The organism is Streptomyces phaeoluteigriseus (genome assembly GCF_001896135.2).
In the GTDB taxonomy this organism is placed as follows: Bacteria; Actinomycetota; Actinomycetes; order Streptomycetales; family Streptomycetaceae; genus Streptomyces; species Streptomyces phaeoluteigriseus.
Genome location: NZ_MPOH02000002.1, coordinates 17,449 through 37,841 on the forward strand (window position 1 = coordinate 17,449; position 20,393 = coordinate 37,841).

Here is a 20,393-nt window from a genome sequence, read left to right on the forward strand (position 1 = left end):
GCAGGGGTGGTCAGGGCCCGTTCCACAGGGCGTTCCACAGGTCCATCAGGTGTTGCTGGTCGGGGGTGCGGGGCGCGGTGATGTCGTGAGTTGCTGAGCATCGGCGTCGATGATGGCCATGCTTCCTTCGAGTCTTCGCTTCATTCCGTGGTGCAACGTAAGCACTACGTAATCAACGTGGCCCAAAGTCCTCTTGAGTCGGCCCGGGGGCGGGATAAGGCTGCTGCGCAGGAACGCCGCACTATGCGTCCCAGGGCGGGCCCGCGGCACAGCAGTCACGATCACAGTGAAGAGGAGAACGTCGATGCCTGACGCCGGCCGCCGGGACGCCGCATGCTCGATCACGCTGATGGACGGCGCCGCCACCCGGACCCGGGAGGCGGCCCCCGTCGACCTGACACCGGTCCAGGAACTGCACCGGCGCTGCTCCCTGGGCAGCCGGGCCCTGCGGTACAACGCGGGCAAGTCCCAGCTCTCACCTGCAGAATGGCATCAGTTGTCCAACCCGGAGCGCGGCACCACGCTGGTGACCACTCCGGCCGAGCGTACGGACCACATCATCGCCATGACGAACGTCATGCGGACCCATCAGCAAGGGGTGGGGGAACTCGCGATCCTGGTTGAGGACGGGTGGCAGGCCAGGGGACTCGGCACCGCGCTCGCCGAACATGCGGCGGCCGTCGCCCGCCGCGAGGGACACCACACGCTGGCCGCCACGGTCGCGGTGACCAACAAGCCGATGCTCCACGTCCTTCAGAAACTGGACGCAACAGCGGTCGACACCACCGGGCCTGTGCTCGACCTGCGCATACCTCTGTAGATACCTGAGTCTGAGAACATCCTTCGCATGCTTCGTTGACGCGGGTCACCGTGTGGGCAGCCGGCCGGCTGCCAGGAACGACCAAATGAGGGAAGCCAGTGCCCTCAGCAATCGGGGTTCGGGACGCGATCGATTCGCACGGAGCGGGTTTGGCCGGGAAGCGCCCCGCTGATCTCGCGGCGAGGGCCCGCAGCCGGCTGCGGGCCCTCGCCGCGAGCCGACCGTTTCCAGGTGCGCGGTGTTTTCCATGTCGCCCAGGGCGTTCAGCAACTGCTCGGTGGCCGTGGCGACAGCCGGGTCGGAGGAGCGCATGAGCGGGGCAGCTGCAGTGGCGGCCCGGGTGAGCGGCTCCCGCAGGGCGGCCACGGTCTGTCTACTGGCCACCCGTTCCCGGCTCAGCAGTTCAGCCGCGCGCCCGAAGCCCACCAGGCCGCTCTGCAGGTCCGTCCCGCCGACGATCCGGGCTCGGGCGGCGCCGCCGAGAAGGCGAGCACCGTCAGCAGGAACGTCCTCGCGCGCTCGGCAGGCCCTTCCCACAGCAGCCGGTTGGCGACGGCCCGCGCCCTGCAGTTCCACCACGGCCACCGTCATCGCGTCGGCCTGTACCCGCAGGGCACCGATCTCGGCCTGCCGCTCCTGGCGGTTGCGGGAGCGGGTGGTCAGCCACGCCGCGTGTACGGCGATGAAAGCCCCCGAGACGAGCGTGCTGGCCAACTCGATCAACTTGTCCATCCCCGCAGGCTGGACGTCCACCGGCCCCGTGTCCGGCTCGTTGCGTACCTGACGCACAACACGCATGGCCCTGTTGCCGACCCCCCGCTCGTGCCGAGGGGCACGGAGCGGGGGCACTGTGAGGGGTCAGCCTTCACCGCCGCCGCGGCGAGTGGAGAGCGCCGGCCCTTCTGCACCGCGCGCAGCTGCGCTAGTCGACCTCCGGTTGTGCGGGGACGACTGCCTCGACGGACGCCGTGGTGTAGAGCGCGACGTCGACGGCCCTGGCCCGGCTGGTGACGAAGCGGACGATCGACTACGGCAAGCGGACCCAGCCGAGCCGCACCGTCCAGTCGAACTCGACCCTGCGCAGATCACCAGCGTGGTGCCGGCAGTCAAGGCCTCTCCACTGTGCGGGTCAAGTGCGCCCCTGGTGCAGGGTTGGGGGGGGCGACGTCGTAGGCCATGCCTGCGATCACGACGGTGACGGCGGGGCAGACGATGCCGGGCTGCACCTGGCCGGTGATGATCGCGGCGGTCAGCCCGGATGGGGGCGAGTTCGTGCGGCAGGGGAGCAGACCCCTCCCGTGAATCGCACTGAGCCTCGAAGTTTCATGACGGTCCGCCGATCCGACTCGAAGGTCGAGCCACGGGCGCTGCGGGGTCCCGGACAGGCGGTGGGCCGCAGTACGGTCGTGCCATGGGGGAATGTCGGTTCGTGGCCGTAGTCGGTTATCCCGGCGCTGAGTTGCTCGATATCGCGTGTCTGACCACCGCGTTCGACTATGCCAACCGGGCTGGTGCCACTCCCGTGTACCGGGTGCGGGTGGTGACACCCGCCGGGAGGCCGATCCGCTGCCAGTCGGGACTGGTGCTGGAGGCGCAGGGCGCCGTGGAGCGGCTGCGTGGACCGCTGGACACGGTCGTGGTGTCCGGCGGTGAAGGGCATCTGGCCGCCGCAGCGGACAGCGGTCTCGTCGCGCATGTGCGCCGCCTGGCGCACGTGGCCGGGCGGATCGCGTCGGTGTGCACAGGCGCGTCGGTGCTCGCCGCGACGGGGCTCCTCGACGGGCGGCGCGTCACCACGCACTGGCTGTTCGCCGGTGTGCTCGCGGCCGACCACCCGGCGGTGCGTGTGGACCCGGCGCCCCTCTTCATCCGCGACGGCCCGGTGACCACGGCGGCGGGAGTAAGCAGCGCGCTGGACCTCGCGCTGGCGTTCATCGAGGAGGATCACGGCGCCGAGCTGGCCCGCGAGGTGGCCAGGGGACTGGTCACCTACCTCCAACGGCCCGGGAACCAGGCGCAGATGAGCATGTTCGTCGCCTCCCCAGCCCCGGCCGACGACCTCGTGCGCGAGGTGGTGACGGCGATCCGCAACGAACCGCACGCCGACCTGCGGGTCGCGGCACTCGCCGCCCGCGCTGGCCTGAGCGAGCGTCACCTCACCCGCCTTTTCCTCGCCCATGTGGGCCAGACACCGGCTCGGTTCGTACGGCTCGCGCGTACGGAGGCGGCAGCCCGGCTGCTCACGTCGAGCGGTCTGTCCCTGGCCCGGATCGCGCCCCGCTGCGGCTTCTCGTCCGCCGAGGCATTACGGCAGGCGTTCGTGGCCCAGTACGGCATCACACCGTCGCATTACCGGGCCACCCAGGCGCTGGGACCGCCGCGACCGCCGAGGGCACGCGCCCGACGCGGTCAGGAGAGCACTGCGAGCGCCAGGGCGCCCAGCCCCAATGGCACGTCCAGCACCAGGCAGAACTCTGACAAGGACCGGGGCACTACCGCGTCGCGCCGGTAGTGCACCACGTCCCACAAGCCGTGGGCCGCCAGTCCCAGCCCGGCCAGCGCCAGGCCGAGCCGCGGTGCGAGAGCGAGCGCCCCCAGCGCGACAGCGCCGTATCCGGCCATAGCGACGGTCTGCGCGGTCAGCGCGGCCCGCGGCACCCTAGTGACGAGACCCAGGACGACGAGGATCAGCGCCGTGCCCGCGATGCCGCTCCACCAGGGCAGACCGGCTGGTTCGGCGGCCACCACCACCAGCGATCCGCCGACGATCGCGGGCCAGGCGACCTGCGGCCGCCCCGACGCCGCCGTGGCGAGGTAACAGAGGCAGGCCACGCACACCACGACCGACAGGGATTCCCGCTCGACGCCGGTCGCGAACTGGGCGGCCACGGCCGCCAGCCCGAGCGCGGTCGGCCAGCGGCGTAGGACGGCATGGGTGCCGGTCGTATCCGCGCCCCCACTCAGAGGATGTTCGCTAGTCATACCGAAGACAGTGCTCGCCGCGCGCCGGCGGCGTCGAGCCAGCTCCGATCGGTGTCGGGAATCCGGGGACATCTGTCCGTCAGCCACCGGTCCGGCTCGTCGCGCCGTCCGAGGCAGACCCATTTCTTTGGTCAAGGCGGATGGGTGCTGGTTCGGGCGTCCTTCCCGCACCACGGCCCGCGACTTGGAGGCGACTTGGAGCAGATCACCCTCCAGCTCACCGGCCACGCCCGCGCCGTCGCCTCCGACGTCCGACGCCGTGCCGACCAGCTGCCCAAGGACAGCGGCCCCCGGGCGCTCGCCGACGTCGTCCTGCGCGAGGCGGAAGGCCGGCTGTCCGTGCCGATCGAGGGCACCGTGCGCTGCGTCCGGAACCGCGCCCGCCTCGTCCGCGCCCTCTACGAACGCCTGGACCGCCTGGAGGCCGGGTGCGGAGGGCTGCATCCTCAGCAGGCCACCGCTACCTCGCAGACACCGTCCCCGTGCGCCGGGCTGTGCACAGGCGGCAGCCGAAGGCGACCGGACCGGCGACTGCGCCGCCGGTCCGCCACGCCGCCGCCGGCACCCCGTGCTTTCCGGCCGACAGCTTGGAGTCCTCCTGTCCCCAGGACGGCAACGCCCGCGCCAGGACGTCTTCCTCGGCGCCGCACAGGCCTGCCAGGAGCTGCCGTCCGGCTGCGTTCAGCAGCACCTCTGCGTCGGCCCGCGCGCCCCCGCCGTCGTGCCCTGGCGGGTAGTTGCGCCAGTGCCAGCACGACCGCAGCGCCCGGGCTTCCAGCCGTAGCGGCTCGCGATGCGGCAGATCAGCGACGAGGTCGTCTCACCCTGCAGGGGAGCGGTCCGCAGTAGACCGGGGGGATGGGTCACTCCACCACGGTCTCGTGTTCGCCGTCCCGGGCGGGCACTTTCGCTATGGATGCCCAACGGGATCCAAGCAAGCCGGTTCCCCGAGAACGGCTGTGGAGAGCTGATCCCATTCGCAAGCTGCCCCTCGGCTCCTGGGCACCCCAGCCGGTTTCAGTCCAGCGCACGACGACCTGAACGCCCTCAGCCAGGCAGCCGAGCATCATCACCGCCTGCATGGGCCCACCACCTCCGCCACCGCGCCGCCGACCGCGGCGACACCGGCGCCCTGTACCGCGTGGCGGAGATACGGGAGGGCGGCGAGGAGCGCCCGGAGGGGCCGTCGGCCGACGGCGTCTTCGCAGCGCTCACTCAGCTCGACGGGGGCATCGCCACATCTCTGGATCAGGAGACGCGCTTCAGCTGCCAGGCGTTGTGGCTGAAGCTGGGGGTCGACGAGTAGACGCAGCTGCTGGTGTAGTACGTGCTGGTCTGGACCCAGCCGGCGGGCTGGTAGGTGGAGGCGCAGGCGCTGACCACGGTGCCGACCGGCAGACCGGTGAGCTGCTTGATCTGCTTGATGTTCGGGCTGAAGCTCTGCGTACCGCAGCTGCTGCTGTAGCCCCAGCTGACGTCGACGTGTCCGGCCGGTGTGAGAACGCTCGCGCAGGAGGTGGAGACGTCACCGGGGGCGGCCTGGGAGGGCGTGGCGGTCAGGGCGAACATCGCTGCCGTGCCGGCGAGGGCCAGGACGGTGGAACGAAGGCGACGCATCTGTGGTGACTCCTTCTGATCACGGGCGGCCAGCCAGGCCGAGAAGCATGTGGACGGACCAAGGCATTTCTACGGGCCGCTGATCGGTTCGGACAGCGACTTTCCGGCCGAACGCGCATGGCGGTCCGGGCTCGGGTGAAGTCCTCGCCGCCACCGGCGGCGCTCCAGCACCCTGCCGCGGCCGTAGGCGGCGCCGCCCTGGTCGCGGCTGGCGCGGGCGCCCTCGTCCTGATGCGCCGACGCAAGCGCGCCGGACCCCGCCAGAAGGGCCCGTCCCGTCCCGGCCGGACCGCCGTGGACGGGCACTTTTCACGTGGTTACGCTGGTCCCATGTCCGAGGACGGGGGGAGCGTCGGGCGAGCCCGTAGAGCGACCGTACGCGCGGCGAGGGCGGCGCGGAACGTCGAGGAGTTCTTCGACGCGGTGATGACTGCGCTGGCTCCTGTGCTCCCGTCCGACATCTGGGCCGGTGTCACGGTCGACCCGGCGACGTTGATGAACACCGGAGGCAACTACCGGCACGGCGTGCCCGAGTCGCTGATGCCGCGCATGCTGGACATCGAGTACCGCGAAGGCGACGTCAACCTGCTGCCGGATCTGGCGCGGCGCCCGTCGCCCGTCGGGCTGCTCAGCCGTGAGGCCGGTGACCTGCTGGCGGGTAGCCCCCGGTACCGGGACATCATCCGCCCTCTGGGCTGCCGCGACGAGCTACGCGTGGCGCTGCGTGACCGGCACGGTGTGTGGGGCGCGCTGATCCTGGGCCGCGGACGCGACGCTCCGGCTTTCGATGACATCGACCTCGCGACGGCAGCGTCGCTCGCGCAGCCGCTGGGGGACGCGCTGCGCCGGCTGCACGTGACCCGGCAGGCGTGGCGGAACCCGGCGCCCACCGCCCCCTCGACGACCGGTATCAGGTGCTGCACCAGAGCCCCACGGCCGGTTCGCGGCTCGGCGAGCTGCTGGGCGACGACCGCGCTCCGCTCGGCGGCCGGCACACCGGTCCGCCGCCTTCCCTGTGCGCCGCGGCCGCCGCGGTCCGCACCGCGGCGGCGGCCGGCGGATCGCTCACGGCCTAGGCCCACACCCGCACGCTCGGCCCGGCGCGGCTGCACGCGTGGTCGCTGTCCGAGGGCCACAGCCCATCCCGGGCCGTGGGCCAGGACGAGGCAGTCGTGACCGTGGCGATCGAGCCGGCCCGTCCGGAGGAGCGCACCTCGTTCCTGGTCACCGCCCACGGGCTGACGCCCCGGGAGCGCGCTGTCACCGAACTCGTCCTGCGGGGACACGCGACCGCTGAGATCGGCCGCCGCACCGGTTTGTCGCCGCACACCGTCCAGGACCACCTCAAGGCGGTGTTCGACAAGACGGGCGTGCGCAGCCACCGGGACCTGGTAGCGACCCTGTTCGCACGGCACTACGAGCCTGCCTTGACGCGGGGCGCGGACGCCTCGACGGCCCGCCCCGAGGCCTGACCTCGGCTCACCGGCGCGTCGAGACACCGCCCGCCCCGCATCGGCGCGTCCCACTGCACTGACGCGTCGGCCCCCCACATTCCTGGGATGGCGGCGTCCCCCACCGCTCCTTAGGTTGGCAGCCGGCTCCGAACACGGCACGGGGGACTCCGGAGCACCGCGGGAGTGCACCTCTCGGCCGTTTGAGCAGCCGGGAACCGTCGCGCCCCCTCTTTTTGAGACGCGAGGAAGCAGACTCATGCGTGTTCGCTCAATGCTCCGGGGCGCTCTGCCCCTGATCACTCTGATGATCGCCTTCCTGTTCTCGACCGCGGCGGGCGCCGCTCCAGCCGGCTCCGTGACGGTCGGTGCCACGGCACCGGCCGCCGCTCAGGGAGACGGTCTGATCGCCCTGAAGCTCAGCGGTCTGGTGGCCGCGGACCTGGAGGAGGACTCCATGACCGGGGACGGCGACGAAGTGCGTGTCCTGGTCAACGGCCACCGGGTGTGGCCGTGGAACGACGGCGCCTTCGACATCTCCCACGCCGGAACCTGCGTCAAGTTCGTCGAACCGTGGGTCGACAACAACGGCACGTGCGGGCAGGCGTACGGGGCCAACGGCGGGGGCTACGAACAGTTGTACTTCAAGGTCGGGGAGCCGGTCACCGTTCGGATCGAGGAGGACGACCTGACAGGAGACGACGACCTCGGCACCGCGACGGTCACCGCCGACGGCACCCGCCAGGTGTTCACCGCCGCCCGCAACGACGGGCGGTGGCCGAACACCGTCTCCTACAGCACCACCGCGGTCCTCGAGCCCGTGCGGGGGATGGGGGTGTGGAACGTCAACAGCGGTAAGTGCCTGGAGATCAGGGAATCCTCCGACGAGAACGGCGCCCTCGCCCAGCAATGGGGCTGCGTCGGCCAGGACGGCGCCCGGTGGGCCTTCGAGCGCACCGGCTCCGACATGCTCATCCGGCGGGAGAGCAACGGCAAATGCCTGGAGATCGACAACTCCAAGGATGACAACGGAGCGAGGGCCCAGCAGTGGGACTGCAAAGGTCAGGACGGCACGTTCTGGAAGATCGTGTCCGTGAAGTACGAGGCGCTGTACATCGTCAACGAGAGCGGGAAGTGCCTGGAGGTGCAGAACTCCTCCCAGGACGACGGTGCCCGAATCCAGCAGTGGGACTGCGTGGGGCAGCCCGGTGCCATCTGGCAGAGGCTGTGACGACCAGGTTCTGCCCGGCGGATCTCGTGACCGTCCGTTTGTCCGGTCGCCGGATCTGGCGTGGAGCTGGGTGATCTGACGAAGGCCGGGGACCGGGACAGCGCCGAGGTTTGGGCACTCCAGGCCGCAGACCGCGGCCACATCGACAACGCCCGGCTCCGCCTCCGCCAGAAGCCCAATTTGGTCACCATGCTGTGACCGAACGGCCTAGACCCCGACGGTACGCCGACACCACCGTGGCAACCGTAGTCATCCACCCCACTCGACCGACACACATGCCACCAGGCACGTCACAAGGGATGCCACTACGTCGTCCTGAACACCCCCGGTGCCCCCGAGCTGCTCGCCAACTACCCGAGCCCGCCAGGCCCCGGCACATCGCGATCCGGTGTGTCGGCGGCCGACCAGGCTCTCGAGGGGCGTTTTCGCGCTTCTGGATCCACACCGGCTTCACCCCCTGGTCAAGGGCCAGTACCGTGACGGACCGCGTCCAGCAACTGACACCACGAGGTACGGCCGGTCTCCAGCGCGGCCACGAACGAATACGGCCAGCCGGGAATGAACTGGTCACTGGAGCGACCCGAGCGTCCGTAGACGTGACAGAACAGCCTCCGGGCTACATGGAGCATCCGGACGCAGCCAGTTGGTCACGTCGACCGCGAGGACCAGCCGGTTGTCGGCCGCCCTGGGCTGCGGCAGCACTGCCAGGGTCCGGCGCAACCCAGCCGCGTCGCCCCCCGTTGTCCGGCTCTGAGATGGTCTCGTGATCTCACCCCCCAGAGATCGCGGGACTGCGCGAGGCGTACCAGAAGCACCTGCCTCGCCAGCACGCTTAGAAGCCATCTCATTTGGCGTGTTCGGTAGGATGTCGGCCGTGGTGGGGATCGTTGAGCGGCTGGTGCCGGACGAGTGCCTGGCTGGAGACCGGCTACCGGATCGCCCAGGCCGAGGACGACCGCGTCGCCATCGCCCGTATCCTCGCCGACCCGTCCATCAGCCCGGCCCTGCGCGCGGCAGCCAACGCCGCCCTCGACGACAACACACCCCAAGCACTACGCCACTTCCTGGAAGTCGGCAGGTACCAGGTCGCCTGACCGGCACGGCGCCGCACCACAGCGCCTCGCCCGGGTGGCACCCCCTGCCGCCCGCCCGGTCGCCGGAACGCCGAGAATCCGGGCGGGGCCGCCTGCACCTCTGTATGCAGGCGGCCCCGCCCGAGGCCCCGCGCCGGCTCGGCGCCCTCCGCAGAGCTCTGTACTCTCGCCGCCCGGTGCGGCATGGGCCACTGACACCTCCGACAGCAGAAAGCACATTCTTCGATGACCACACAACCCCTACGCACCGAGCGCAGCGGTCCGCAGACCGCTTCCGTGGTGACCGACCTGCCGTTCAAGCCTCAGCTCGTCAAAGCGGTGTTCAGGGACGTGACCTCGTTGCACGTCTCCCGGCCGGCCGCGTGGGCCGCCGCGTCGGTGACGCGGACCGTGCTGACGGAGATCATCGACAGCGCGAGAAGCGCGGCGGCCGAGGAGGCCAGGAAGAGGCTGATTCCCAAGGACCTGATCTCGGCGATCGACCGGAACGTCGAGGTGGAGGTGGGATCGGCGTGGTACCTGCACAGCCCGACCTTCCACGGCCTGATGGGCGAGGTGCGCAGCGCCGATGGTGCGCTCGTGTCTCTTCGTGAGCGCCGCGGGGCGCGTACACCGAGCGGTGTGGCTGGCGCCCACCGGTTCCAGGCCGGGGTGAGGACGCTGCTGGGGAGCCGGGGGGTGAGGGCGGTCCCGGCAATGGTCCGCGACCTGGACGGAATCGCGAGCGTGTTCCTGACCGCCCTGGCCCGGGACGCGGCCAAGGTCGTCCGCGAGGGCGGGGTCAAGCGGTTCGGGACGGTCAGTCTGGTGGTGCCGGGCGAGCCAGCCCCGGCCCCGCTACTCAAGGACCCCCTCCTCGCCCTGTCCACCCGCCGCGGGGACGGGCGAACCGTTGGCGGGGACGACGTCCTGGCCGCCGTCACGATGCAGCTGTTCGGCGATCTCAGACAACGCGCCATCACCGAGGCAGCCGAGATGACACGGAACACGTCGGCCAACTGATCGGGCCCGCCCCTGCGCTCTGCCCACTGTGCGCGGCTCCCGGAATCTGCCGCCCGCATTCGGCTCCGGTCGGCTCGCGAGAACGGGCTCGTAGCATGGGCGCGGACCGCCGGCCCAGACCCTGGCCGCGCTGAATCTGTACTCGTTCCGTCCCCGCTCCCACCGAGGCCGGCGAACACCTCGGGTTGGCTGCTGGCCTCCCACGCGGCGGTCGCCTTCGCCTACGCGTGTGCGCCTGGCGTTCACCACGGTGAAGGGCATCACCGACCTTGCGCGCTGACGGCATACAAAGCGACCAGGCATCGGCGTCTCGGCCGGATCGTCAGCGCCGACGCCGCCGGAATCTACCGGGCACGCGCCCGGCGCCACTGCCTCCCCAGCCATGCCCTTTCGACCACGGGACAAGTCCACGAACGGGTGACGCGAAGCGTTCGAGTGTCTCCCCGCTCCCATCGAGCCGCACTGGAGCGCCGTCCACCCCTCAATAGAACCTTTGTTCACGATCTGCCCCGGGTCTGCCCGTTACGGGTCCATCCGGGGGCCGTTGTTGGAGCACCAGTACCCCTCATGTGCCCCATCTGGAGGAACCCCGTGAATCCTGTGCCCGCCCGCGTGAATCCCCCCGCCGCCTTCGAACAGCTCCAGCTTGCCGTCCTCCACGTGGCGCGGCCCCTCCGCCGCGTTGACGCCCTTCGCAGCGCAGCACGACCGGATACGAGGTGGGAGGCATGAGCGACGGCAGCGATGCAGACGCCATCCGACAGAGCGCGGTCCCCGCCCCGCGCGGGGCGGAACTTCCGCTGCCGCCCGCCGCCGTGCCGGGTGGACCGCACGATGGTGACATCGCCGATGGTCTGGAGGAGACGTACTGGTCCGTGTACGACGGCGCTGCGTCCAAGGCCACGGTGGGGCAGATCCTCGCGCGTCTGCCGCGGATCGTGCGCCAGATCGGCAGACTTGCCTGGACTGCGGACCGGACGGCGACGCTCGCGGTCGTAGTCCTGCAGCTGGCGTCGGCCGCGATGACGGCGTTCGGGCTCATGGCCTCGGTGGCGGTGCTGCGGGAACTGTTTGCTGAGGGGCCCACGCCGGACAGGGTGCGGGCGGCCGTCCCCCAACTGCTGATCGTGGTCGGCTTCCTGGCCGCGCGCGCTCTCCTGGAGGCGGGGGTCGCGGTCGCGCAGGCCAGGGTGACGCCGAAGATCCGCACAGCGTTGGAGACGGAGTTCCTCACCCTGACCGCCCATGTGCGGTTGGAGGTCGTCGACGACGCGGACTGGCACGACGAGGCCTATCGGGCCAACGACCGCGGCTTGTTCTATGCCAGGCAGATCGTCGGCCAGGTCGTCTCCCTGGCCGCGGCACTGCTCGGGCTCCTGGGCACCGCCGGCGTTTTGGGCGTCCTCCACCCGGCCTTGTTGCCTCTTCTCCTGCTGTCGGTGCTGCCGGTCGGTGCGGCCGCCGTACGCACCGCCCGGGCGCGCTTCCACTCCTTCAAGCGGTGGAACACCCTGCAGCGCAGGGTGAGAGTCTTCTCCTGGCTGCTGTTGGAGCGGGACGCTGCCGCCGAGCTCCGCTCCGATACCGCCCAGGGCGCGCTGCTGGAGGAGCACCGCCGGCTGACGACCCGGATCGCCGAGGAGGACACCCGCCTGGGCGTGAGTTCGGCCGGGCTGACCCTGGCGGGCCGGGCCGTCGGTGGGATCGGCACCGGCATCACCTACACGGCGCTCGGCGCCATGCTGATCGCGGGCTGGCTTCCCCTGGCCGCCGGCGCGGGCGCGGTCCTCGCCATTCAGGCCGCCCAGGCCTCGCTGACCCGGCTCGTCGACGTCTCCCACCTGGTCTATGAGCACGCCATGTGGGTGGATGACCTGCTGGCGTTCCAGGAACGCTGCCGCGACCTCCAGCCGCGCCGCAGCGGGCTGCCCGCCGCCGAGACGGTGAAGACCATCTCGCTGGAAGACGTGTCCTTCACCTATCCGGGCAAGGACACCCCGGCGCTCAACGGCATCTCCATGACGCTGCACGCCGGTCAAAGGGTGGCGTTCGTCGGTGTCAACGGCTCCGGCAAGTCCACCTGCGCACGCCTCCTCGCCGGGCTGTACGAACCTCAGGACGGAGGCACGGTCCGCTGGGACGGCGTGAACGTGCTGGACATGGACGCCGAGTCGTTGCAGGCCCGTGTGGGCTGCGTGCTCCAGGACCCGGTCCGGTTCCCGTTCAGCGCGCTGGCCAACCTGACGGTCTCCCGGGGCACCCTTACCGAGGCCGACCCGCAGAGGGCCCTGGACGCCGCGCGGGCCTCCGGCGCCGAGCAGGTCATCGCCGGACTGCCCGGCCGGTGGGAGGCGCTGCTGTCCAAGCGCTTCCGCGGCGGCCAGGAACTGTCCGCCGGCCAATGGGCGAAGGTCGCCGTCGCCCGCGGCCTGTACAAGAACGCTCCCGTCCTGCTGCTGGACGAACCGACGGCCAGCATGGACCCCCGGGCCGAGCACGCCGTGTACGAGGCGGTCCTGCGGGACAATCCGCGCCCCGATCAGATCACGGTGCTGATCTCCCACCGCCTGGCCAGCGTCGTCGCCTGCGACCGCATCTTCGTCTTCAACGGCGGTCGCATCACCGAGAGCGGCACGCACCAGGAGCTGATGGACCTCCGTGGCGAGTACGCCGACATGTTCACCCTCCAGGCTGACGGCTACAGCACCGAGGCCGGGGAGGTCGCGTGATGCCCGACTACTCGCCCCGTCCCGCGCCCGCGTCGGCTGGTGCCTGGCCGGAGACCTCACCGGCCACCGCTACGGCACCGACTGCCCGATGTGCGCGAACGACTTCACCGCCGACGACATCGGCCGGGGCCTCCTTCTGGCGGCGCGGGGAGGTCAGCAACGCCTACCTGTGGCGCAGCGGCCAGGTCCGCGGGTACGCCGTCGTGATCTACACCGGCCGTCATGTCGCCGAGCCCACCGAGCTGGACGAGGGAGACGCCGCCGTGTTCTGGCGCGACGTCCTCGCCCTGAGCCGCGCGGTGGAGGCGCCTCACGAGCCGCTGAAGATGAACTATTTGCTGCTGGGGAACCAGATCCCGCACGCCCACTGGCACTGCGTTCCGCGACGCGAAGCCGGAACGGACCCGGCGCCGGGCGGGCCGCTGCCCTTCTCAGCGCTCGATCTCGGACGGCAGGACGAGGAGCAACTGCAGGTGGACGCCCAAGCACTGCGCCAACTGCTGCCTCCCCCCCCCCCCCGGCCGACCCGGGGGTGCGACGATGAACAGCGCCGAGTCGGACGTGATGGTCGTGGCGGGGATCCTGACGCTGTTTTACCGGATCATCCCGACCGTGGCTGGCGAAGGTCCTGCAGTGACCGCGACCCGCAACTACGTGGCCCGGGACAGCGACGGAGCCCGGTGGTTCCTGACGCCCGCTGCACGGCACCGATTTGGCACCGGAGCGGGAGAGGGCGGTCTTCCAACGGATCGGCGTACTGGCCCGCCGCATCCACCAGTCCTCTCCCCCACGGCCCGCTCCTGTCGGCAGCGGCCCGGCTGTCACCAAGGCCGACCGGCACCTGGCCGCGGCGCGGTCTCATCTCCTGCCGGGCGATGAGGAGTTCATCCGCGACCTCGTCCGGCAGGCCAAGGACGTGCCACCGCTGGAGTGGGTGGACCCACGGCGATTTCCAGCTCCGCAACATCCTCTCGACCCCTGACACCGCCGACGACACGGACGACCTTGAGGTCGTCGTGGCGGTAATCGACCTCGAGCGCAGCGAGCCTGGACCGGCCGTACGGGATCTGGTCCGCCTGTCCGACGCCTGGGCCGCCCGCCCGGACCTGTTCGAGGCGTTTCTGGCCGGGTACGGCAGGCCCCTGACCGCCGCCGAACAGGGGCGCCTCGTCATCGACGCAGCTCTGGATTCCGTGAGCGGGATTGCCTACGGCGCCGCCCACAGTGACCCCGAGCTGGTCGAACGCGGCCGGCGGACCCTGGCCCGCCTGCGCGCCGAGCACCGTGCCGCCCTCTCACCGAAAGGAGATGCCTCGTGAACGCCGACACGGCCCCCACTGCCGCGGCCGAGCCGCGCGACGTCCACGGGCTGCCGCTGGTCCGCGCGGCAACCCCCGCTGACGCCGAAGCCATCACCCGGATGCGCTCCGAACATGTCCTGTCTGCACCGTTCACCGAGGACTGGGTCCGGCAGTGCACGGACGAGCTGGCGCCACGGCTCACGCCGGAGGGAGACGCCCAGGCCATCGTCGTCGACGCCGCGGACGGCACGATGGCCGCCTGTGCCCTCGGCCTGATCCACCCCGTGCTCCGGCCCCGGCCTACCCCCGAGGCCGGGCAGCCCGCGTACAGCTGGTCGCCACGCACCCGGACCACCGGCGTCGCGGTTACGCCCGGGCCGTCGTGTCCGCACTCCTGGACCACCTCGCAGCCGTTGAGGACGTCACGCGGTTCGAGCTGCACACCAGCCCGGAGGCCGCGCCCCTGTACCGAGAGCTCGGCTTCAGCGGCAGCCCGGCACTGATGCGGATGACCCGCCACCGTCAACGTGCTGGTGTCGTGCCCGGTGCGCAGCCGGACTCGACGTGGATGCCGCCGCAGCAGTACGCCGACGCACTGCCCCGGGCGGCCGCGTACGTGTGCCTCTACGTCACCGACGAGGACGACCGGCCGCTCCAACTCCACTCCGTCTACTCCCCCGGCCACCCCTGGCACATGGTCGGCGGCGCGATGGATCTGGGCGAGCGGCCCTGGGACGCGGTGGTGCGCGAGTGCCGGGAAGAGACCGGCATGACCGCCGCGGGTCCGCCCCGGCTGCTGGCCACCGTGTACGGGCAGCCCCGGGAGAAGCGTCCGTACAGCACGCTGCAGCTGATCTTCGACGGCGGTCACCTCACCGCTGAACAGATCCGGGGCATCACCCTCAATCCGCGCGAGCACGACGAGGTCCGCGTCCTGCCCGGGGCCGAGTGGGAGGCGTTGATGCCGGCCCGCAATTTCGTGCGGCCGCGCGCCGTGGAGGAGGCCCGCCGCACCGGCGTGGCCGCATACGTCGACACCTGGGGGAACTCGTGATCGCCGGCAGCATCGTCTTGATGTCCGACCGGAGAGTCGCCGCGATCCCTGTCCAGGAGCGCGGCGAGGTCCTCCTCGATGCCCGCGTGCACGGCCTGATGGTCGAAGACCGCAAGCAGGACGCTGCGGGCGCCTGGGCCCACGTACGTCAGGGCGTGCTCACGCGGCTCCAGCAGGCGCAATCGCTGCTCCCTGGCGGTGTGCGGTTGCTGTTCATCGAGTGCTACCGGCCCCCGTCCCTGCAGCGCCGGTACTTCGAGGAGTACTCCGACGAGCTCGCGCGCGCCCATCCGGACTGGCAGGCCGCCGCGATCCGGGAGGCCGCCAGCCGCTTCGTATCACCTCCGGAGATCGCACCGCACTCCGCCGGCGCAGCCGTCGACGTGATCCTGATCGACCACCATGGCCGCGAACTGGACATGGGTACCCGGGTCAACGCGTCTTCGGAGGAATCTTCCGGCGCCTGCTACACCAACGCCCCCAACCGTGGCGCCCGCGCCCGCACGAACCGGGCCACCATGGGCAGCGCGCTGCCCATCGCAGGGTTGATCAACTACGGCACGGAGTGGTGGAGCTGGTCGTTCGGCGACCGGTACTGGGCGCTGCAAATCCAGCAGCCGGCCGCCCTCTACGGCCCCGTCGAACTGCCCTGACCCCGCCTTTCACGAACGAGGAGAGACCTGTGGGATACACCCGGACTGACTGGTCCGAGCACTACAACGAGGGGCGAGGCTTCCGACGGCTCGGTGACCAGGAGAAGGGCTTGCTCGTCGAGCACGCCTCGGCCCCCGAGGGCGGCCCCGCGCTCGACATCGGCTGTGGCACGGGCGAGTTGTCCGTCTATCTCACCTCGCTCGGCTACACCGTAGACGGAGCGGACTTCGCCGAAGGCGCGCTCGAGCGGGCTCGCGCGGAGCATGCCGAGGTAGAGGGGGTGCGCTGGCTGAGCCTGGATGTCGAGCACGGCGACCTGGCGACCTCGCCGAGGACGGCTACGACCTGATCGTCCTACGGCTGTCCATCGCGTTCATCCGCGATCGCGCCCGTGTCCTTCGCGCTCTGGCCGCACGGCTGCGCGAGGGCGGAGCGCTCGTCATCACGAGTGCCATCTCGCTCACGCATTGCTCGAACGGGATTCCGATGTCGATCAGCGGAAAGTCGTCGTTCCACCACAGTGTCGGCGTCACGCCGAGTGATACCTTGTCGCGACCCAGGTTCGGGATAGTGCCGGTCACGACACTTCCTCCTTCTGGTAGTTCTCGAATGTGGGCGGATTGGCCCACGACCCGTAGCCCGGCGCCTTCGCGCCGGATGGGTGGGCACCGATCGCCCGCCACAACAGCCCCTCGGTGTAGGCGTCGGGGGAGACGACGAACAAGGGTTTGCGTCCGTCACTGGCGTGCGCGCGGTCTTCCCCGGCCTGGTGCTGTCCGGACACGGCCTGCCAGGGCTGGCTTTCCTCGGGCTGGCTGTCATCCGGGACGGCGGGCTTCGCACCGCTCCGGCCGGGCGCCGTCCAGGCCGCCACGTCCATGCGTCCCGCCAGTTCCAGGCCGTACCAGACGCCGACATACCAGAGCTTGATGATGCTTCCCACCACTGGATCGGCGGGGACAGCAGTGGGATCGGAAGCCATCGCCTTGTCGATCGCATCCGGCCCTTCCTGGTTCACCGCCGTCTTGTAGTACGTCTCCGCCTGACCAGTTCCCCATAGGTCGAACTCGCTGAACCCGGTCACAGTGGCAGAGAACTTCACGAATTTGCGTAGCTTCTCTTCTGCGGTCGTTCCTTGCGTCACGATGCCTCCTCCTTCGACGGTCTAGATCTCGAATGTCGGGCCGGCGTTCGCCCCCGGATGCCCTGTGAGCGGGTTGCGGATGAGGCGGTTCATGCTGTCGCGAATGCGGAACATCTCCCAGACCGCCTTGAGTAGTAGGTCGGGCTGACCGTTGTAGGCGAGATTGATACTGGTGAGGAAGGTGGCGTAAGACTGGTTGAATTCCTTGGCCGCTGCCAGGATTTCCGGGTCCTCCGCGAGGTCCGCCATCTTGATGTCCGGCTTCACCGGGTAGGCGGCATTCCAGTCGACGTTCAGATCCGGGCCGGAAGGCTCGCCCGGCTTGTCGCCCTTCTGGTAATAGCGCCCCTTCTCCAGTTGCTGGAACCTGTAGTAGTGGGCGATTTCGTCCTGGCTGTCGAAGATGCCACCGTGCAGCCCCTCGCCCTGCTCCGCAACGAGGTTGAGCGCCGCGATTGCGGTGTCGCGTCCAGTCACCTTGATCACATCGCCGCCACCCGAGTAGAAATACTCGGGGGTCACCTGGCGAGTGGGATCGCCGGTGAAAATCGTCGTCCCCGCCTTACGGGCCTGGTCCTCCAAGTGGTTGATTCCCCGCATGATTTCCTCGTAGAACTCACCGATGCTCGAGAAACGCTGGGCAGGTTCTCCAGGGACGAGGCCGAGAATGGTGCCGGACTCCTCGAGTTCCGCCAGTTTCTCCGGTGACGGCGCCGAGCCGTTGGACGTCAGCCCAAGGGCCGCCCAGTCCATCGGTACGACTCTGTCTTCTTCGCTACTTGCTTGCGCGGGCTTCTCGATCTTCAGGAACGTGTCGAGAGCCTCGTGCGAGAACGGCCGGAGATGCACTTCGAAGTAGTCCGGACCACACGGCAGGCGCGTCGGATAGTTCGGCACGAAGCCGGGCTTGGTGAGGTCCGGCATTCCACCCACGGCGTTCATGACGTTCGCGACCAGGGTGAGGTGCAGCATCTCCTCGACGGCCACGACCCTGATGACGTGCCAGGCATCCGAGTTCTTCCCCGGATGCAGCGAGTAGAGGGCGGTCAGGTAGGGCGGGAGCGTTGCATGCTCCAGTTGAAGTCCCTTGTAGAGGTACTCGTGTAGCTCCTCGATGGTCTGGATCATGGGAGCAGGATCTGATTCTGAAACGGACATGGTCCCCCAATCGTGGGCGGTGGCGGCGGTGGCCGGTGTGGTGTTCGACCCGCCGATCTGCTGAACGCTTAGCTGCGGACGGTGGCCGGCGCCTTCGCGGCACGCAGGTGCCTGACGATGTGGGTCGAACTGCGGAAGGCGAGCGCCGCCATGGTCAGGCTGATGTTGGATGTCCCGATCGAGGGCAGGCTGCCGGGCCCGACAAGGTAGAGGTTGTCGTGGTCCCATGACTGCTGGGTGTGGTCGACCACCGAGTTCGCCGGGTCGGTTCCCATGATGTGGGTGCCCGCCAGGTGATTGCCGCCCACGATGTTGTACCACTGGCCGTCGTGCTCGACGGCGCTGTAGCTGTCCTTGTCGTACGTGGTTCTGTCTTCGGCGCCGAGCTTCTCGAAGATGTCGGTCGCGAGCTTGCGGGCGAATGCGGCGCCCCGCATTGTGTAGGGCGGGATCTTGAGCGACACGACCGGCTTCAAGTTGCCGAGGGCGTCCTTGTATCGCTCGTCCACGGTGACCTTGTTGCTCTTGTCGGGCAGCAGGTCGATCATGAAGGCCAGCAGGAGCTGCCGGGAGATCTGGTTCCCGAGTGTCCTGCGCAACTCCGGCCCGCGCAGGCCCTGCTTGTCCACGAGTTCGACCAGGTCCGTGTAGGGCGAGCCGGTCGCCCACCCCCAGCCGTCGTTGTGGATGTCCACGCCGAATCCGGCCTGGGTTCCGCGGAATCGCCCGCCGCGCAGGTCGGTGATCCCGCCCGTGCAGCTTGTGCCTCGCATCGTGCCGGCCGGCTTGGGCAACAGGCCCCAGGACAGCAGGTAGGCGTGGTCCATCAGGTTGCAGCCGATCAGCTTGCTGCGGCTCATACGCTGCATGTCGGAGGCCAGCATGAGCCGGGCGTTCTCGATGGCGTGCGCGCAGAGAATGTAGACGGTGCCCTTCACCGTGTACGTCTCGTACCTGTCGGAGTCGAGCGACTGGTAGTTCTTGATGGTGATCCCGGTCACCCGCTGGTTCTGCTCATTGATCTCGACCTTGGATGCGACGGCCTGCGTCACGATCTTGACGTTGCCCTTGCGGAGCGCCTTGGCCAGCGTCTTTCCCGCGTGATACTTGGCCTGCACGGGGCAGATCGGGACGCAGTTGGTATTGCCCTGACAACGCTCGCCCTCTTCCACCTGGCTCGTGCTCACCGCGCCGACCGGGACGAAGCCCTTGCCGCCGTCGTACGCGGCGTTCGGCACACCGTTACGGGCCTGCGGAAAGCTCCGCACCTGGAGTGTGTAATCGTCGTCCGCCAGGTTGACCCGCATGCCGTCCACACCCTGGGCGACCACCTGGTCGAGATAGGACGGCGGCATGCGGTGCATCGGGAAGACATATCCCTTCGGGAAATGCATCCCCAGGTACGTCTGGTCCTCGACTTCGGCGGCTACGCCCAGTTCGGCCTCAGCCTGCCGGTAGTAGGGCTCCAGGTCGTCATAGCTGAGCGGCCAGTTCAGCCCCTGGCCGTACTTGGTGCGCAGGTCGAAGTCTTCGGGAAGCATGCGCAGCGCTTTCCCCTCCCAATGCATGGAGGTGCCGCCGAGAACCCGAGTGAAGGTGGTGTCCGTGCAGTACTTGTCCTCCTGCACGAGGTAGAAGTCGTCTCGGGGCGTGCCCGGATTCACCGGCATGGTGTCGGTGCTCCTCGGCATCCTGGCATTCGGGTTGAACGGGTACGGGGACTGATTGTCCTTGATGACGGCGCCGTAGAACCGCGACAGGTACGACTCGTACTCGGCGAGGTCCAAGTCCTTGCCGGGGCCGGCTTCGACAATCAGCACCTTGTAGCCTGCCTGGCTCAACTGCTCGGCGACGATGGAACCGGCCATGCCACCACCGACAATGACGGCGTCCCACTCGTTTTGCGCAGCCTCGGCGGCGCTGGTCTGCGTCGCGGCACCGGCTGGGAAGATCACCGGGTCTGTATCGCCGTAAGACGTCATTGATACCCCTTGTCGCGTCATGGGTGAAATCACCCCGGTTACGGGCAGAACAGCCCGGTGACAAATTCCACGAGCCGTCAGAACGCATGGTGATCGAATTACCGTCGAAGGCCCGTTAATGCCACTAGCGATAGATAACTAGCTCAGGATCCGAATTCAAGCTGGAGAATTACA

The 20,393-nt window shown here is 69.4% G+C and carries 19 protein-coding genes and 6 pseudogenes; 17 read left to right on the plus strand and 8 right to left on the minus strand.

Features of this window, described 5'->3' with window-relative positions; translation table 11 throughout:
• The first annotated feature begins 304 nt into the window (after positions 1 to 304).
• Positions 305 to 820: a GNAT family N-acetyltransferase gene (locus BM536_RS00730; protein WP_073495613.1), complete on the plus strand. Its 516-nt coding sequence runs from the start codon at positions 305 to 307 to the stop codon at positions 818 to 820.
• A 45-nt stretch (positions 821 to 865) separates the two neighbouring features.
• Here the strand turns inward: BM536_RS00730 and BM536_RS00735 are convergent, their stop codons facing one another.
• Positions 866 to 1,552 carry a hypothetical protein gene (locus tag BM536_RS00735; protein ID WP_158086477.1) on the minus strand — a complete coding sequence of 229 codons (687 nt, stop codon included), beginning with the start codon at positions 1,550 to 1,552 and terminating at the stop codon, positions 866 to 868.
• Positions 1,553 to 2,231: 679 nt separating this feature from the next.
• Here BM536_RS00735 and BM536_RS00740 point away from each other — a divergent pair.
• Positions 2,232 to 3,332, plus strand: a complete 1,101-nt coding sequence (locus tag BM536_RS00740) for a GlxA family transcriptional regulator (RefSeq protein WP_079275087.1) — start codon at positions 2,232 to 2,234, stop codon at positions 3,330 to 3,332.
• Here BM536_RS00740 and BM536_RS00745 read toward each other — a convergent pair.
• A complete protein-coding gene (locus BM536_RS00745; RefSeq protein WP_094102417.1) occupies positions 3,230 to 3,802 on the minus strand; it encodes a hypothetical protein in 573 nt (190 codons plus the stop codon). The genes BM536_RS00740 and BM536_RS00745 overlap by 103 nt on opposite strands.
• Before the next feature lie 192 nt (positions 3,803 to 3,994).
• On the opposite strand from BM536_RS00745, the pseudogene BM536_RS42105 reads away from it, so the two are divergent.
• A pseudogene (locus tag BM536_RS42105) lies at positions 3,995 to 4,228 on the plus strand (DUF6415 family natural product biosynthesis protein); the annotation flags it as partial.
• Positions 4,229 to 5,050: 822 nt separating this feature from the next.
• On the opposite strand, the gene BM536_RS00760 reads toward BM536_RS42105, so the two are convergent.
• Entirely contained in the window at positions 5,051 to 5,419 is a 369-nt protein-coding gene (locus BM536_RS00760; RefSeq protein WP_073495619.1) for a hypothetical protein, read from the minus strand.
• A 426-nt stretch (positions 5,420 to 5,845) separates the two neighbouring features.
• On the opposite strand from BM536_RS00760, the pseudogene BM536_RS44185 reads away from it, so the two are divergent.
• The 5 genes and pseudogenes from BM536_RS44185 to BM536_RS40630 form a co-directional block, all read left to right on the plus strand.
• Positions 5,846 to 6,199 (plus strand): annotated as a pseudogene (locus tag BM536_RS44185) (helix-turn-helix transcriptional regulator); the annotation flags it as partial.
• An 89-nt stretch (positions 6,200 to 6,288) separates the two neighbouring features.
• Positions 6,289 to 6,495 carry a hypothetical protein gene (locus BM536_RS42110; protein WP_094102359.1) on the plus strand — a complete coding sequence of 69 codons (207 nt, stop codon included), beginning with the start codon at positions 6,289 to 6,291 and terminating at the stop codon, positions 6,493 to 6,495.
• 96 nt (positions 6,496 to 6,591) lie between these two features.
• Positions 6,592 to 6,891 (plus strand): helix-turn-helix domain-containing protein, encoded by a 300-nt coding sequence (locus BM536_RS42115; RefSeq protein WP_245873203.1) that lies wholly within the window; start codon positions 6,592 to 6,594, stop codon positions 6,889 to 6,891.
• Between the two features lie 238 nt (positions 6,892 to 7,129).
• Entirely contained in the window at positions 7,130 to 8,101 is a 972-nt protein-coding gene (locus BM536_RS00775) for an RICIN domain-containing protein (protein ID WP_079275089.1), read from the plus strand.
• Positions 8,102 to 8,161: 60 nt separating this feature from the next.
• Positions 8,162 to 8,299, plus strand: coding sequence for a hypothetical protein (locus BM536_RS40630; RefSeq protein WP_158086478.1), 138 nt, complete (start codon positions 8,162 to 8,164; stop codon positions 8,297 to 8,299).
• A 275-nt stretch (positions 8,300 to 8,574) separates the two neighbouring features.
• On the opposite strand, the pseudogene BM536_RS00780 reads toward BM536_RS40630, so the two are convergent.
• Positions 8,575 to 8,833: pseudogene (locus BM536_RS00780) on the minus strand (transposase); the annotation flags it as partial.
• Positions 8,834 to 9,012: 179 nt separating this feature from the next.
• Here BM536_RS00780 and BM536_RS00785 point away from each other — a divergent pair.
• From BM536_RS00785 to BM536_RS00820, 9 genes and pseudogenes are all read left to right on the plus strand, one after another.
• Positions 9,013 to 9,195: pseudogene (locus BM536_RS00785) on the plus strand (ALF repeat-containing protein); the annotation flags it as partial.
• 225 nt (positions 9,196 to 9,420) lie between these two features.
• On the plus strand, positions 9,421 to 10,197 hold the full coding sequence (locus tag BM536_RS00790; RefSeq protein ID WP_073497536.1) for a hypothetical protein: 777 nt from the start codon (positions 9,421 to 9,423) through the stop codon (positions 10,195 to 10,197).
• Positions 10,198 to 10,925: 728 nt separating this feature from the next.
• Positions 10,926 to 12,926 (plus strand): ATP-binding cassette domain-containing protein, encoded by a 2,001-nt coding sequence (locus tag BM536_RS00795; RefSeq protein ID WP_073497534.1) that lies wholly within the window; start codon positions 10,926 to 10,928, stop codon positions 12,924 to 12,926.
• Between the two features lie 875 nt (positions 12,927 to 13,801).
• Positions 13,802 to 14,245: a phosphotransferase gene (locus BM536_RS00805; RefSeq protein ID WP_245873204.1), complete on the plus strand. Its 444-nt coding sequence runs from the start codon at positions 13,802 to 13,804 to the stop codon at positions 14,243 to 14,245.
• 101 nt (positions 14,246 to 14,346) lie between these two features.
• Positions 14,347 to 14,448 (plus strand): annotated as a pseudogene (locus BM536_RS44190) (GNAT family N-acetyltransferase); the annotation flags it as partial.
• Positions 14,400 to 14,654: pseudogene (locus tag BM536_RS42125) on the plus strand (GNAT family N-acetyltransferase); the annotation flags it as partial. The pseudogenes BM536_RS44190 and BM536_RS42125, both read left to right, overlap by 49 nt.
• Before the next feature lie 111 nt (positions 14,655 to 14,765).
• Complete coding sequence (locus BM536_RS42130; RefSeq protein ID WP_245873220.1) at positions 14,766 to 15,281, plus strand: NUDIX domain-containing protein; 516 nt, start codon at positions 14,766 to 14,768, stop codon at positions 15,279 to 15,281.
• A 20-nt stretch (positions 15,282 to 15,301) separates the two neighbouring features.
• Positions 15,302 to 15,934, plus strand: a complete 633-nt coding sequence (locus tag BM536_RS00815) for a M15 family metallopeptidase (RefSeq protein WP_073497542.1) — start codon at positions 15,302 to 15,304, stop codon at positions 15,932 to 15,934.
• 29 nt (positions 15,935 to 15,963) lie between these two features.
• A complete protein-coding gene (locus BM536_RS00820; protein ID WP_073497532.1) occupies positions 15,964 to 16,284 on the plus strand; it encodes a class I SAM-dependent methyltransferase in 321 nt (106 codons plus the stop codon).
• Here the strand turns inward: BM536_RS00820 and BM536_RS41595 are convergent.
• From BM536_RS41595 to BM536_RS00840, 4 genes are all read right to left on the minus strand, one after another.
• On the minus strand, positions 16,274 to 16,516 hold the full coding sequence (locus tag BM536_RS41595) for a hypothetical protein (protein ID WP_073497530.1): 243 nt from the start codon (positions 16,514 to 16,516) through the stop codon (positions 16,274 to 16,276). The two genes, BM536_RS00820 and BM536_RS41595, sit on opposite strands and share 11 nt — an antisense overlap.
• Positions 16,513 to 17,079 carry a hypothetical protein gene (locus BM536_RS00830; RefSeq protein ID WP_079275180.1) on the minus strand — a complete coding sequence of 189 codons (567 nt, stop codon included), beginning with the start codon at positions 17,077 to 17,079 and terminating at the stop codon, positions 16,513 to 16,515. The genes BM536_RS41595 and BM536_RS00830 overlap by 4 nt, the downstream gene beginning before the upstream one ends.
• A 21-nt stretch (positions 17,080 to 17,100) precedes the next feature.
• Positions 17,101 to 18,207 carry a ferritin-like domain-containing protein gene (locus BM536_RS00835; RefSeq protein WP_094102361.1) on the minus strand — a complete coding sequence of 369 codons (1,107 nt, stop codon included), beginning with the start codon at positions 18,205 to 18,207 and terminating at the stop codon, positions 17,101 to 17,103.
• Positions 18,208 to 18,305: 98 nt separating this feature from the next.
• Positions 18,306 to 20,219 carry a GMC family oxidoreductase gene (locus BM536_RS00840; protein WP_094102362.1) on the minus strand — a complete coding sequence of 638 codons (1,914 nt, stop codon included), beginning with the start codon at positions 20,217 to 20,219 and terminating at the stop codon, positions 18,306 to 18,308.
• Positions 20,220 to 20,393 lie beyond the last annotated feature (174 nt).